This window comes from Pseudomonas sp. TWR1-1-3, from assembly GCF_049896805.1.
Lineage (GTDB): Bacteria > Pseudomonadota > Gammaproteobacteria > Pseudomonadales > Pseudomonadaceae > Aquipseudomonas > Aquipseudomonas bubulae.
Genome location: NZ_JAFCUZ010000004.1, coordinates 278,632 through 293,228, shown reverse-complemented (window position 1 = coordinate 293,228; position 14,597 = coordinate 278,632). Strand labels below are relative to the sequence as shown.

General features: G+C 56.4%; 13 protein-coding genes and 1 pseudogene. All 14 read left to right on the top strand.

Features of this window, described 5'->3' with window-relative positions:
• The first annotated feature begins 900 nt into the window (after window positions 1-900).
• The 14 genes and pseudogenes from ACP7BE_RS17000 (at window position 901) to lpxA (ending at window position 14,596) form a co-directional block, all read left to right on the top strand.
• On the top strand, window positions 901-1,248 hold the full coding sequence (locus ACP7BE_RS17000; protein WP_426106612.1) for a DUF6124 family protein: 348 nt from the start codon (window positions 901-903) through the stop codon (window positions 1,246-1,248).
• Between the two features lie 501 nt (window positions 1,249-1,749).
• Window positions 1,750-2,493 (top strand): 30S ribosomal protein S2, encoded by a 744-nt coding sequence (gene rpsB, locus ACP7BE_RS16995; RefSeq protein WP_016781981.1) that lies wholly within the window; start codon window positions 1,750-1,752, stop codon window positions 2,491-2,493.
• 206 nt (window positions 2,494-2,699) lie between these two features.
• Entirely contained in the window at window positions 2,700-3,569 is an 870-nt protein-coding gene (gene tsf / locus ACP7BE_RS16990) for a translation elongation factor Ts (protein ID WP_095001308.1), read from the top strand.
• A 208-nt stretch (window positions 3,570-3,777) separates the two neighbouring features.
• The gene (gene pyrH, locus ACP7BE_RS16985) at window positions 3,778-4,521 is read left to right on the top strand and encodes a UMP kinase (protein ID WP_003440426.1); all 744 of its coding nucleotides are present in this window, start codon (window positions 3,778-3,780) and stop codon (window positions 4,519-4,521) included.
• Window positions 4,518-5,075, top strand: coding sequence for a ribosome recycling factor (frr, locus tag ACP7BE_RS16980; protein ID WP_016781983.1), 558 nt, complete (start codon window positions 4,518-4,520; stop codon window positions 5,073-5,075). The genes pyrH and frr overlap by 4 nt, the downstream gene beginning before the upstream one ends.
• Before the next feature lie 15 nt (window positions 5,076-5,090).
• Entirely contained in the window at window positions 5,091-5,846 is a 756-nt protein-coding gene (uppS, locus tag ACP7BE_RS16975) for a polyprenyl diphosphate synthase (RefSeq protein WP_095001309.1), read from the top strand.
• Entirely contained in the window at window positions 5,846-6,652 is an 807-nt protein-coding gene (locus ACP7BE_RS16970; protein ID WP_130872020.1) for a phosphatidate cytidylyltransferase, read from the top strand. The genes uppS and ACP7BE_RS16970 overlap by 1 nt, the downstream gene beginning before the upstream one ends.
• Window positions 6,649-7,836, top strand: a complete 1,188-nt coding sequence (ispC, locus tag ACP7BE_RS16965; protein WP_426106608.1) for a 1-deoxy-D-xylulose-5-phosphate reductoisomerase — start codon at window positions 6,649-6,651, stop codon at window positions 7,834-7,836. The genes ACP7BE_RS16970 and ispC overlap by 4 nt, the downstream gene beginning before the upstream one ends.
• 43 nt (window positions 7,837-7,879) lie before the next feature.
• Window positions 7,880-9,232, top strand: coding sequence for a sigma E protease regulator RseP (gene rseP / locus ACP7BE_RS16960; RefSeq protein WP_095027244.1), 1,353 nt, complete (start codon window positions 7,880-7,882; stop codon window positions 9,230-9,232).
• Window positions 9,233-9,307: 75 nt separating this feature from the next.
• Window positions 9,308-11,668, top strand: a complete 2,361-nt coding sequence (gene bamA, locus ACP7BE_RS16955) for an outer membrane protein assembly factor BamA (protein ID WP_095001313.1) — start codon at window positions 9,308-9,310, stop codon at window positions 11,666-11,668.
• 44 nt (window positions 11,669-11,712) lie between these two features.
• Entirely contained in the window at window positions 11,713-12,216 is a 504-nt protein-coding gene (locus ACP7BE_RS16950) for an OmpH family outer membrane protein (protein WP_003440444.1), read from the top strand.
• Between the two features lie 2 nt (window positions 12,217-12,218).
• Window positions 12,219-13,273 (top strand): annotated as a pseudogene (gene lpxD / locus ACP7BE_RS16945) (UDP-3-O-(3-hydroxymyristoyl)glucosamine N-acyltransferase).
• Window positions 13,274-13,382: 109 nt separating this feature from the next.
• Window positions 13,383-13,823 (top strand): 3-hydroxyacyl-ACP dehydratase FabZ, encoded by a 441-nt coding sequence (fabZ, locus tag ACP7BE_RS16940; protein ID WP_016781990.1) that lies wholly within the window; start codon window positions 13,383-13,385, stop codon window positions 13,821-13,823.
• Window positions 13,820-14,596 carry an acyl-ACP--UDP-N-acetylglucosamine O-acyltransferase gene (lpxA, locus tag ACP7BE_RS16935; protein ID WP_095001315.1) on the top strand — a complete coding sequence of 259 codons (777 nt, stop codon included), beginning with the start codon at window positions 13,820-13,822 and terminating at the stop codon, window positions 14,594-14,596. The genes fabZ and lpxA overlap by 4 nt, the downstream gene beginning before the upstream one ends.
• The last annotated feature ends 1 nt before the right edge of the window (window position 14,597 follow it).

Genomic DNA, 14,597 nt, shown 5'->3' with positions numbered 1-14,597 from the left:
GAGGCCGAATAGGTATGTACTCGGTAGTTTTAAATGGCATTGCGCGTACATATCCAGCATTTGTGTCTAACTGAGACTATGGTTTCGACCTTACGTCGAGTCCCTTTTGGAGGGACCCAAAAGGAACCAAAAGGTCCTCGCCCCATCGTACGGCCTTCGCTGCGCTCAGGTTCCCTCGCTCCGGCTCTGCTCCGTGGGCCCGCCGCCACGGGCCATCCATGGCCCATCGCGGCTCTCCCGGCATCCATGCCGGTCGACCCACTCCGCAGAACCTCCTCTCGGCCTCCCGGGAGGGCAGGCAGATCAAAAGCACTGCGCCCCGAGGCGGCCGACCGGCCGGCCTGTTCGGTTCGCGCGTACTGCGCAATTTCTGTAGCAGCTGACGAGGAACGAAGGCTGCGTTCGGCGTGATGCGGCACTCCGACGAAGTCGTCGCAAAATCAGACAGCGCGTTGTGTCAGTTAAACCAGGTTCTCAGGGTTTACGACTGCTGCGTCGCAGTGGCGCACCAAGCCGAACGCAGCCTTCGTTCCTAGACAGCGACTACAAGGCCGTGGCCGGCCTCTAATATCAGTGGTTTCGTACGACGTTTCGCTTTCATTCCCGTGAAGCATCCTAGAAAATCCAGCTGGCTTGCGCCGCTTAAAATCGGGGAATAGTCTCGGCCCATCGCTGCAAATCAGCGGTCGGGTTTAGTCGCCCGGTTTGGTACACGGCGCAAGGCGCCACCGTAACGAGGCGCTTTTTTTCGGTCTGCGTTTTATGGTGGCCGTGCGCAGGGCACCCTTGTGGTGCGCCGGGTTTTCCGTGTACTCCGGTCGACTAACCTGCGTACGGCTGCCACCCATTCGTTTAGTCGCGATAAGTGGTTGCTCCTTTAGTAAATACGGAGTTTCAACCATGAAAAAGATCACCCCCGATCCACCTGTTTTATCCCTCGATGCTGCTGACGGTAACGCCCCGTTGCTGGACCGTGCCGCCACCGAGCGTGCGCTCAATTACTACCTGCAAGGCCATAAGCCAGTTCGCCCTTTGGGCGCGGCCCTGTTTGCCATCCCGCACAGTGTCAATTCAGAAGCGGCCCTGGCCCAGGCGTCAGACTTGTTGCGCTGTGCGGGTGCCTGCGCGAACGAGGCGGGGAATGGCTTGAGCGGGCCTGCGCGCGATCTGGTGTTGTCGACTATGCATTTGGTGGAGCTGGCCAAGGGGTATGTCGACAAGTCGCTGGATACGCTGGTAACGCACTGAAGCAGCACGCGCCTGATTGGCGACAGGCGCGTTATTTTGATCTCGTTATTTTTGATCTATTGGTGTCGTAACAACACTGATCCACTGCGTATATATCCGGCATCTGCATATAGCTGAAATTAAGGGTTGCTCTTACAACGTGTCTTTTTTTGGAAGGCCCCAGAAGGTCTTGGCCCTGCCATGCGGCCGTCTCGCTCCGACGCTGTTATGGGCTTGCTCGGTGTTTGGAATATTTTGCTGGTGGAAGTGGTATTGTTGGACAAGAAGCAAGAGCAAGCCAGGCGTAAGCCCTTGCAGGGCAACGCTTTAGCAATAAAGTCTGAATTCACACTTCGTTTTTAATGCATCTTGTGGTATAAAATGCGCCGCTTTGCGGGTATAGCCCGCAGAGCACAAACCCACACACGTGTCGACACGATGACCTGGGTGCCTTCAGCTTTGAAGCTGCTGGTTGGTCGTTGGGATACGTGGAGGCCTAACCCGACTTATTAAGGAACTATCATGTCCCAAGTCAACATGCGCGATATGCTGAAGGCCGGTGTGCACTTCGGTCACCAAACCCGTTACTGGAACCCGAAGATGGGTAAATACATCTTTGGCGCGCGTAACAAGATCCACATCATCAACCTTGAAAAAACCCTGCCAATGTTCAACGAAGCTCTGACTTTCGTTGAGCGCCTGGCCCAGGGCAAAAACAAGATTCTGTTCGTCGGCACCAAGCGTTCCGCTGGCAAGATCGTTGCTGAAGAAGCAGCACGTTGCGGTTCGCCGTACGTGGATCACCGCTGGTTGGGCGGCATGCTCACCAACTTCAAAACCATTCGTGCTTCGATCAAGCGTCTGCGTGACCTTGAAATCCAGGCAGAAGACGGTACTTTCGCCAAGCTGACCAAGAAAGAGGCGCTGATGCGCACTCGCGATCTGCAGAAGCTGGATCGTAGCCTGGGTGGTATCAAGGACATGGGCGGTCTGCCAGACGCTCTGTTCGTTATCGACGTTGACCACGAGCGTATCGCGATCACCGAAGCTAACAAGTTGGGTATCCCGGTAATCGGCGTTGTCGATACCAACAGCAGCCCAGAAGGTGTTGACTACATCATCCCGGGTAACGATGACGCAATCCGCGCTATCCAGCTGTACATGGGTGCGATGGCTGATGCTGTGATCAAAGGCCGTAACCACGTTGCTGGCGGCACCGACGTTTTCGTCGAAGAAGCTCCAGCTGCAGCGGTAGTTGAAGGCTGAGTAATTAACGCCTAGCGTTTACTCAGTACGCAAAAAGGGGGCTTGGCCCCCTTTTTGCCACCTCGAAATCCATTTGTTGTAACCCTGTTTGTTGTATCTGTATCAGATGGCGACCTGCACGGTTGATTCGGGGTGCGCTTCAAACGAATTGAACGCCCGTTCGGTCGGGTGGAATGGTTGAAAACCTATCCAAGAGGAATTTTGAAATGGCAGAGATTACTGCAGCGTTGGTTAAAGAACTGCGTGAGCGTACTGGCGAAGGCATGATGGACTGCAAGAAAGCCTTGACCAAGGCTGGCGGCGACATCGAAAAAGCCATTGATGACATGCGTGCTTCGGGCGCCATCAAGGCAGCCAAAAAAGCAGGTAACGTTGCTGCTGAAGGCGCTATCGCAGTTAAAGTTGCAGACGACAACAAGTCGGCTGTAATTCTTGAAGTCAACTCGCAAACCGACTTCCTGGCTCTGCAAGACGACTTCAAAAAATTCGTTGCTGACAGCGTTGAAAAAGCGTTCGCTGACAAACTGACCGACGCAGCTCCGCTGATCGCTGCTCAAGAAGCTGATCGTCTGGTTCTGGTTGGTAAAGTAGGCGAGAACGTCAACATCCGTCGTCTGGCCCGCATCGAAGGTGACGTTGTTGATGCTTACCTGCACGGCAACAAGATCGGTGTTGTTGTAGCTCTGAAAGGCGGCAACGCCGAGCTGGCTCGTGACATCGCCATGCACGTAGCTGCAAGCAACCCTGAGTTCCTGCTGCCATCGCAAGTTTCCGCTGATGCTATCGAACGCGAAAAAACCGTGTTCATGAGCCTCAACGAAGACAAGATCAAAGGCAAGCCAGCCGAAATCGTTGAAAAAATGGTTGCCGGTCGTATCAGCAAGTTCCTGGCTGAAGCCAGCCTGGTTGAGCAAGCGTTCGTCAAGAACCCGGAAATCAAGGTCGGCGATCTGGCCAAGAAAGCCGGCGCTGAAATCGTTTCCTTCACTTACTTCAAAGTAGGTGATGGCATCGAGAAGCCAGTTGACGACTTCGCTGCTGAAGTTGCTGCTCAAGTGGCTGCAAGCAAGCAATAAGACGGTTCTAAACTGTCGACCCGAAGAGGCTGCCCGCTCACGCGCGCAGCCTCTTTTCAAATGGGAGGGGATTTTTCCTTCTCGGCGGAACCGGTTTGCAAAATCGTGTTCCGATGGTGCTGCTGTGCAGTGCCACAGCTAGAACAAGCGCGGGTTGAAAAATGACCTCGCACAGATTATCTATAAAACGCGGCAGGAGAGATTCGCAATGGCTCAGCAGGGCAGTGGTTATCAAGCTCGCTATAAACGCATTCTACTCAAGCTAAGCGGCGAAGCCCTGATGGGCTCTGAAGAGTTCGGGATCGATCCCAAGGTGCTCGACCGCATGGCGCTGGAAGTGGGCCAACTGGTCGGCATCGGCGTTCAGGTAGGACTGGTGATTGGTGGTGGCAACCTGTTCCGTGGTGCTGCATTGAGCGCCGCCGGTATGGATCGTGTGACTGGCGACCATATGGGCATGCTGGCTACCGTGATGAACGCCCTGGCCATGCGCGATGCGCTGGAACGTGCGAATATCTCCGCCATCGTTATGTCGGCCATTTCCATGGTTGGTGTGACCGATCATTACGATCGTCGCAAGGCCATGCGCCACCTGAATGCCAAGGATGTGGTGATTTTCGCTGCAGGCACCGGTAATCCTTTCTTCACGACGGATTCGGCAGCATGCTTGCGTGCCATTGAAATCGACGCTGATGTCGTGCTCAAGGCAACCAAGGTTGACGGCGTGTACACCGCAGATCCATTCAAAGACCCGCATGCCGAGAAGTTCGATCATCTGACTTACGATGAAGTACTGGATCGCAAACTGGGTGTTATGGACCTGACGGCCATCTGTCTGTGCCGCGACCACAAAATGCCATTGCGTGTATTTAATATGAACAAGCCCGGCGCCCTGCTTAATATTGTCCATGGCGGCGCTGAAGGTACTCTGATCGAGGAAGGTCAACAATGATCAACGAAATCAAGAAAGACGCTCAAACGCGTATGCAGAAGTCGCTGGAATCCCTGGCCCATGCATTTGGCCAGATCCGTACCGGCAAGGCTCACCCGAGCATTCTGGGCAGCGTGATGGTGCCTTACTATGGCTCGGATACTCCGATCAGCCAGGTCGCCAACATCACCGTCAAAGACTCCCGCACCCTTCAAGTTGTAGCGTTCGAGCGCAACATGCTGGGCGCAGTCGACAAGGCCATCCAGAGCGCCGGTCTGAACCTGAACCCGACCAACCTGGGTGAGCTGCTGCTGATCTCCATGCCGGCCCTGACTGAAGAAACCCGCAAGGTTTTCGCCAAGCAGGCCCGTGATGCAGCTGAAGATGCCCGTATTGCCGTGCGCAATATCCGTCGCGACGCCTTGAGCCAATTGAAAGACCTGGTCAAGGAAAAGGAAATCAGCGAAGACGAAGAGCGTCGTGCTGCTGATGATATCCAGAAGCTGACCGACAAGGCCGTGGCGGATATCGAAGTTGCCACCAAGCAGAAAGAAGCGGACCTGATGGCCGTATAAGGGTCAGGGCGTTTTATGGAAAAGACGAAGCAGGCTGACCCGTCATCTGTTCCGCGACATGTCGCGATCATCATGGACGGTAATAATCGCTGGGCAAAAAAACGCTTTCTGCCAGGTGTTGCCGGGCATAAAGCGGGTGTGGATGCAGTTCGCGCGGTCATTGAAGTGTGTGCCGGAGCCGGGGTCGAGGTACTGACCCTGTTCGCGTTTTCCAGTGAAAACTGGCAGCGGCCCGCCGCTGAAGTCAGTGCCTTGATGGACCTGTTTTTCAGGGCGCTGCGTCGTGAGGCCAAGCGCCTCAACGAAAACGAGATCAGCCTGCGGATCATTGGCGACCGCTCGCGCTTTCATCCCGATTTGCAAAAGGCGATGCGTGAAGCGGAAGCAATGACAGTGGGCGAAGGCCGCTTTGTCTTGCAGATTGCCGCCAATTACGGTGGCCAGTGGGATATCGCGCAGGCCGCGCAGCAGTTGGCGCGTCAAGTCCAGACAGGGCACTTGCAGCCGGAGGATATCACTCCGGGTTTGCTGCAAACCTGTCTGGTAACGGGTGATCTGCCATTGCCCGATCTGTGTATCCGCACCGGTGGCGAGCACCGCATCAGCAATTTCTTGCTGTGGCAGCTGGCCTATTCCGAGTTGTACTTCTCCGACCTGTTCTGGCCGGACTTCAAACACGAGGCCATGCAGCACGCATTGGCTGATTTCGCTTCTCGCCAGCGCCGCTTCGGTAAAACGAGCGAGCAGGTTGAGGCTGGAGCCCGGATTTAATGCTTAAACAAAGAATCATCACTGCACTTATCTTGCTCCCAATTGCCTTGTGTGGCTTTTTCCTGCTCGAGGGCAGCGGCTTTGCGCTGTTTATTGGCCTGGTCGTGACCCTGGGTGCCTGGGAGTGGGCGCGTCTTGCCGGCTTTGAGGCGCAAGGTGCACGGGTGCTGTTTGCTGTAGTAGTGGCCGCGCTGCTGTTGGGGCTGCATATATTCCCCGATCTGGCGCCCTGGGTGCTGGGCGCGGCGGTGTTGTGGTGGGCGACAGCGACCTTTCTGGTGCTGACCTTTCCGCAATCGGCTGCGCACTGGTCGAGTATGGCGGCCAGGCTGGTGATCGGTCTGTTGATCCTGCTGCCGGCCTGGCAAGGTCTGGTCCTGATCAAGGCGATGCCGCTGGGCAACTGGCTGATCATGGCGGTGATGGTTCTGGTATGGGGCGCAGATATTGGTGCCTATTTTTCCGGGCGCAAATTCGGCAAGCGCAAGCTTGCCCCCAAGGTCAGCCCGGGCAAAAGCTGGGAAGGTGTATTTGGCGGTCTGTTGCTCAGCCTGCTGATCACCGCGGTCGTGGGTATAGTGCGTGACTGGAGCGCTTCGCAGATGTTTGTTGCACTGCTGGGCGCTGCTGTGATCGTCCTGATTTCGGTGGTGGGCGACCTCACGGAAAGCATGTTCAAACGCCAGGCCGGGGTCAAAGACAGCAGTAACCTGCTGCCGGGCCATGGTGGTGTACTGGATCGTATCGACAGCCTGACGGCGGCGATCCCGGTATTTGCTGTATTGCTGTGGATGGCGGCTTCATGAACCGTCCACAACAGATTACTGTTCTGGGGGCTACGGGTTCCATTGGCCTGAGCACCCTGGATGTTATTGCGCGTCACCCTGACCGCTATCAGGCCTTTGCCCTGACAGGCTACAGCCGTCTCGCCGAACTGCTGGCCTTGTGCATCAAGCACCGGCCGCAGGTTGCCGTGGTGCCGGATGAGCGTGCTGCCAGCCAGTTACAGGCGGATTTGCGCGCAGCCGGGCTCAATACCGAGGTGTTGGTAGGTGAGGAGGGCTTGTGTCAGGTTTCGTCGGCTCCTGAAGTGGATTCGGTGATGGCGGCAATTGTCGGTGCCGCAGGCCTGCGCCCGACACTGGCGGCGGTCAATGCCGGCAAGAAGATCCTGCTGGCCAACAAAGAAGCGTTGGTGATGACCGGCGACCTGTTTATGCAGGCCGTGCGTCGCAGCGGTTCGGTATTGCTGCCCATCGACAGCGAACACAACGCGATTTTCCAGTGCTTGCCCCGGGACTTTTCCCGTGGCCTGGGTAATGTCGGTGTTCGTCGGATTTTGCTGACAGCCTCTGGTGGTCCATTCCGTGAGACGCCGCTGGCAGAGCTTGAATACGTCACGCCGGATCAAGCCTGTGCTCATCCCAATTGGTCGATGGGGCGCAAGATTTCGGTAGATTCGGCCAGCATGATGAACAAAGGCCTGGAGCTGATCGAGGCCTGCTGGCTGTTTGATGCACGCCCGGAACAGGTCGAGGTGGTGATCCATCCGCAAAGCGTGATTCACTCGCTGGTCGATTATGTGGATGGCTCGGTGCTGGCCCAGTTGGGCAACCCCGATATGCGTACGCCGATTGCCAATGCCCTGGCCTGGCCTGAGCGGATTGACTCGGGTGTTGCGCCGTTGGACCTGTTTGCAGTGGCGCGGCTGGACTTCCAGCGCCCTGACGAGCAACGCTTCCCTTGTTTGCGTCTGGCTCGCGAGGCTGCCATGGCGGGCAATAGCGCGCCAGCGATGCTCAATGCGGCAAACGAGGTTGCCGTGGCCGCCTTTTTGGACGGGCGAATCCGTTATCCGCAGATCGCGCGTATTATCGAAGACGTATTGAACAGCGAGCCCGTTGTGGCCGTCGACGAATTGGAAGCGGTATTTGCCGCAGATAGCAAAGCCCGGATGCTGGCTGAACAGTGGTTGAGTCGTAACGGCTGAAAGTGATGTGAGCCGGAACCGGACAGAATCGCGGAGAAAGTAGATGAGTGCGCTCTATATGATTGTTGGCACCCTGGTGGCATTGGGTGTGCTGGTCACTTTTCATGAATTCGGTCACTTTTGGGTGGCGCGCCGTTGTGGCGTCAAGGTTCTGCGCTTCTCCGTGGGCTTCGGTACGCCTCTGCTTCGCTGGCATGACCGCCAGGGCACCGAGTTTGTAGTTGCTGCCATCCCGTTGGGTGGCTACGTCAAGATGCTCGATGAGCGCGAAGGCGAAGTGCCCGCCGAGCAGCGCGATCAATCGTTCAACCGCAAGACCGTAGGCCAGCGCATTGCCATCGTTGCGGCCGGGCCAATTGCCAACTTCATGTTGGCCATGGCGTTCTTCTGGGTGCTGGCAATGATGGGTAGCCAGCAGGTGCGGCCGGTCATCGGTGCTGTGGAGGGTGGCAGCCTGGCGGCTCAGGCCGGGCTGACTGCCGGTCAGGAAATCGTCTCCATCGATGGCGAGCCAACCACGGGCTGGTCAAACGTCAACCTGCAGCTGGTTCGCCGTCTGGGCGAAAGCGGTTCGTTGCAGGTGGTGGTGCGTGAGCCGGGTACAACGGCTGAAACGTCCCGTCAGTTGGTATTGAAAGACTGGCTCAAGGGCGCTGATGAGCCGGATCCGATCAAGTCGTTGGGGATTCGCCCATGGCGTCCCGAGTTGCCAGCCGTTCTGGCAGAACTCGACCCTAAAGGCCCTGCCCAGGCTGCCGGGCTTAAAACCGGTGACAAGCTGCTGGCCATCGACGATCAGCCGGTCAAGGACTGGCAGCAGGTCGTGGACTGGGTGCGGGTACATCCGCAAGCCCGTATTGTTTTGCATGTCGAGCGCGACGGTGTGCCGGTAGAGATTCCGGTCACGCTGGCTGCGCGTGGCGAAGGCAAGGCGGCAACCGGTTATCTGGGGGCCGGCGTCAAAGGTGTCGACTGGCCACCATCGATGATCCGTGAAGTCAGCTATGGCCCGCTCGCGGCAATCGGGGAGGGGGCCAAACGCACCTGGACCATGAGCATATTGACGCTCGACTCACTCAAGAAAATGTTGTTCGGCGAGCTCTCGGTAAAAAACTTGAGTGGACCGATAACCATTGCTAAAGTGGCGGGCGCTTCTGCCCAGTCGGGTGTTGCTGATTTCCTGAATTTCCTGGCTTATCTGAGTATCAGCCTCGGGGTTCTGAATTTGTTGCCCATACCTGTACTGGATGGGGGACATTTGTTGTTTTATCTGATCGAGTGGGTGCGTGGTCGCCCCTTGTCGGATCGGGTGCAGGGTTGGGGAATGCAGATCGGTATCAGCTTGGTGGTCGGGGTGATGTTACTTGCCTTGATCAACGATCTGGGCCGTCTGTAAACGCTTCGCTGAATTGCGAATCTGCCGCATTTTGCGGCAGTTTGTTTATTGCCAGTTGGAATAAGAAAGGACTTCATGAAACGTCTGCTGCTAACTGCGGTTCTCGCCGTACTGATGATCGCCGAAGTTCACGCCGAGTCCTTCACTATCTCTGATATCCGTGTCAACGGCCTCCAGCGGGTTTCCGCCGGTAGCGTGTTTGGCGCGTTGCCTCTGAACGTGGGTGAAGTAGCGGATGACCGCCGTCTGGTGGAATCCACTCGTGCGTTGTTCAAAACCGGGTTCTTTCAGGACATCCAACTGGGTCGTGATGGCAATGTGCTTGTTATCACGGTTGTCGAACGTCCTTCCGTCTCCAGCATCACCATTGACGGCAACAAGGCGATCTCCACTGATGACCTTATGAAAGGTCTTAAACAGTCGGGCCTGGCCGAAGGTGAAATCTTCCAGCGCGCCACCCTTGAAGGCGTGCGCAACGAACTGCAACGCCAGTATGTTGCCCAGGGCCGCTACTCGGCGACGGTAGACACCGAAGTGGTGCCCGAGCCGCGTAACCGGGTTGCCTTGAAGGTCAATATCAACGAGGGCACGGTTGCCGCGATCCAGCACATCAACGTGGTGGGCAACACGGTTTTCCCTGAGTCCGACCTGGTTGACCTGTTTGAACTCAAGACCACGAACTGGCTGTCGTTCTTCAAGAACGACGACAAGTACGCACGTGAAAAACTGTCGGGTGACCTTGAGCGTCTGCGCTCCTACTACCTCGATCGCGGCTATATCAATATGGATATTGCTTCGACCCAGGTATCGATCACGCCTGACAAGAAAAGCGTCTACATCACCGTTAACGTGAATGAAGGCGAAAAATACAATGTTGGCGAAGTGAAACTGAGCGGTGACCTCAAGGTTCCGGAAGATCAGATCAAGTCGCTGCTGCTGGTTCAGCCGGGCCAGGTGTTCTCGCGCAAGCTGATGACCACCACCTCGGAGCTGATCACCCGTCGTCTGGGTAACGAGGGCTATACCTTCGCCAACGTCAACGGCGTACCTCAGCCAAACCCTGAAGATCACACCGTGGCCATCACCTTTGTGGTCGATCCGGGCAAGCGTGCTTACGTCAACCGCATCAACTACCGCGGCAACACCAAGTCGGCTGACGAAGTGCTGCGTCGCGAAATGCGCCAGATGGAAGGTGGCTGGGCATCGACTTACCTGATTGACCAGTCCAAGGTCCGTCTTGAGCGTCTGGGCTTCTTCAAGGAAGTCAACGTCGAGACTCCGGCAGTGCCAGGCACTGACGATCAGGTTGACGTGAACTATGCAGTAGAAGAGCAGGCGTCGGGTTCCATTACCGCCAGCGTCGGTTTTGCCCAGAGTGCAGGTTTGATCCTGGGCGGTTCGATTACCCAGAACAACTTCCTGGGTACGGGCAACAAGGTCAGCATTGGCCTGACCCGCAGCGAATACCAGAGCCGCTACAACTTCAGCTATGTCGATCCGTACTGGACAGCTGATGGTGTGAGCCTGGGTTACAACGCCTTCTACCGCACTACCGACTACAAAGACCTGGACGTTGACGTAGCAAACTACTCGGTGGACAGCCTGGGTGCTGGTATCACCATGGGCTACCCGATCAGCGACACATCGCGCCTGACCTATGGCCTGACTGTGCAGCAGGATGAAATCAGCACCGGCCAGTACACCGTTGATGAGATTTTCGACTTCGTAAACCGTGAAGGCGACAAGTACCTCAACTTCAAGGCATCGGTCGGCTGGTCTGAATCGACCCTGAACAAAGGCGTATTGCCGACTCGCGGCAGCTCGCAGAGCCTGGTGTTTGAAACCACCATTCCAGGCAGCGACCTGCAGTTCTACAAGCTGGACTACCGTGCCCAGCTGTTCCAGCCGTTGACCGACACCTACACCATGCGCCTGCACACCGAGTTGGGCTATGGTGATGGCTATGGTTCCACCGAAGGCCTGCCGTTCTATGAAAACTACTACGCGGGTGGCTTCAACTCGGTACGTGGCTTCAAGGACAGCGCTCTGGGCCCACGCAGCACCCCAAGCCGTGGTGCTGGTGTAACCGGTAACGTAGGCACCATTGCCGACCCGGACCAGGATCCGCTGCCATTCGGTGGTAACGTGCTGATCCAGGGTGGTGTGGAAGTGTTGTTCCCTATGCCGTTCGTCAAAGACCAGCGTTCCCTGCGCACCTCCGTGTTCTGGGATGTGGGTAACGTGTTCGACACCAACTGCAAGGGCGATACCAAGGATTGCGATATCGGCTTCAGCAACCTGGCCAGCTCTGTGGGTGTTGGTGTGACCTGGGTGACTGCGCTTGGCCCGCTGAGTTTCAGCTTGGCCATGCCGATCAAGAAACCGGATGATGCCGACACTCAAGTGTTCCAATTCTCCCTCGGCCAGACTTTCTAAAGCCTGACTTCAGATACAGACAACGGATTTTTTAGGAGTGCATCGTGCGTAAGTTGACTCAATTGGTTCTCCTGGCTTCGGTTCTAGTGGCTGGCCCGGCTTTCGCCGACATGAAAATTGCCGTGCTGAACTATCAGATGGCATTGCTTGAATCGGACGCCGCCAAGCGTTACGCCGTAGATGCCGAGAAGAAATTTGGCCCGCAACTGACCAAGCTCAAAAGCCTGGAAAGCAGCGCCAAGGGTATTCAGGACCGTCTGGTAAAAGGCGGCGACAAAATGCAGCAGGGCGAGCGTGAGCGTCTGGAGCTTGAATTCAAGCAAAAGGCCCGTGACTTCCAGTTCCAGTCCAAGGAACTGAACGAAGCCAAAGCCGTTGCTGACCGTGAAATGCTGAAACAGCTGAAGCCGAAACTGGACAGCGCTGTTGAAGAAGTCATCAAAAAAGGCGCCTTTGACCTGGTGTTCGAGCGTGGTGCTGTGATTGATGTTAAACCTCAGTACGACATCACTCGCCAAGTTATCGAGCGCATGAATCAGCTGAAGTAATTATGACTGCGACTATAAAACTCGGCCAATTGGCCGAGTTCCTCGGGGCCACCTTGCGTGGCTCTGCGGAGAAAGAAATCACTGGGCTAGCCACTTTACAAGAGGCTGGCCCAGCTCAGTTGAGCTTTCTGGCCAACCCCCAGTACCGAAAATTCCTTGTCGACTGCCAGGCCGGAGCTGTATTGCTCAAGGCTGCTGACGCCGAAGAGTATCCCGGTGATGCCCTGGTTGTGCCGGATCCTTACCTGGCTTATGCGCGGATTTCCCATCTGTTTGATCCCAAGCCCAAAGCCACTGCCGGCGTTCATCCATCGGCAGTGATTGCTGCTGACGCGGTGGTTGACCCTGCGGCGAGCATTGGTGCGTTTGCCGTCATCGAAAGCGGTGCGCGCATCGCTGCCGGTGTCACGGTGGGCCCTCATTGCTTTATCGGGGCGCGTTGCGAAATCGGTGAAGGCGGCTGGCTGGCTCCACGCGTGACGCTTTATCACGATGTTCGCATCGGCAAGCGCGTGGTTATTCAGTCGGGCGCAGTGCTGGGCGGTGAAGGCTTTGGTTTTGCCAACGAAAAAGGCGTGTGGCAAAAAATCGCGCAAATCGGTGGTGTGACCATTGGTGATGATGTCGAAATCGGTGTCAACACGGCCATCGACCGCGGCGCCCTGGCTGATACCGTAATCGGTAATGGGGTCAAGCTGGATAACCAGATCCAGATCGCGCACAACGTTCAGGTCGGTGACCATACGGCCATGGCCGCATGTGTCGGGATCTCGGGCAGCACCAAGATCGGCAAGCACTGCATGCTGGCAGGTGGTGTCGGTTTGGTGGGGCACATTGAAATTTGTGACAATGTATTCTTGACTGGCATGACAATGGTGACCCACTCGATTACCGAGCCTGGCGCCTACTCTTCCGGTACCGCGATGCAGCCGGCCGCCGAGTGGCGCAAAAGTGCGGCACGTATTCGTCAGCTGGACGATATCGCCCGGCGATTGAAACAACTGGAAAAGCACGTCGGTAAGTGACCCCCGGCGGTAAAGCTTCTTCAAAAGGTTAATACAATTTCCATATCAAGCGTGCAGAGCCATTGGTTTGCTTCCTTGATTTGCTAGAGGAGCGCGCCTTAGTCGCGCGCGCCCAATCTTTATTACAGGCTTCCCCACGAAATGATGGACATCAACGAGATTCGCGAATATCTGCCCCACCGTTACCCGTTCCTGCTGGTGGACCGAGTGGTGGATCTGGATGTCGAGAACAAGCGCATTCGTGCCTACAAGAATGTCAGCATCAATGAGCCTTTTTTCAACGGTCACTTCCCGGCCCACCCGATCATGCCGGGCGTGTTGATCATCGAGGCCATGGCTCAGGCAGCCGGCATCCTTGGTTTCAAGATGATGGACCTCAAGCCGGCTGACGGTACACTTTATTACTTCGTAGGTTCCGACAAGCTACGCTTTCGTCAGCCTGTGCTGCCAGGTGATCAACTGATCCTTGAGGCCAAGTTCTTGAGCTGCAAGCGTTCCATCTGGAAGTTCGAGTGCCAGGCAACGGTTGACGGCAAGCCGGTATGCTCGGCTGAAATCATTTGTGCGGAACGCAAACTATGAGTTTGATTGACCCTCGCGCAATCATCGATCCGACGGCCATTTTGGCCGACGACGTCGAGGTCGGCCCTTGGTCGATCATCGGCGCTGGTGTGGAAATCGGCGAGGGGACTGTGATTGGGCCGCATGTGATTCTCAAGGGCCCAACCAGGATCGGTAAGCACAATCGCATCTACCAGTTTTCTTCGGTAGGCGAGGACACCCCTGATCTGAAGTACAAGGGTGAGGAAACTCGCCTGGTGATCGGTGACCACAACGTGATTCGTGAAGGTGTCACCATTCATCGCGGCACCATTCAGGACCGCTCTGAAACCACACTGGGTGATCACAACCTGGTAATGGCCTATGCCCATATCGGCCATGACAGCGTTATTGGCAACCATTGCATCCTGGTCAATAACTCTGCGTTGGCAGGCCATGTGCACATGGGGGACTGGGCCATCCTGTCCGGTTTTACCCTGGTCCATCAGTTCTGCCACATCGGTGCGCACAGCTTTTCGGGCATGGGCACTGCCATTGGCAAGGACGTTCCTGCATTTGTAACCGTGTTTGGCAGCCCTGCCGAAGCACGCAGCATGAACTTCGAAGGCATGCGTCGTCGCGGCTTCAGTGACGATGCCATCCATGCCTTGCGTCGTGCCTACAAGGTGGTTTACCGCCAGGGGTTGACTGTTGATCAGGCGCTTGCAGAATTGGCCGAGCCTGCTGCGCAGTTCCCGGAAGTTGCCATGTTTGTAGAGTCCATTCGCTCTTCCACTCGCGGCATCACGCGCTAGT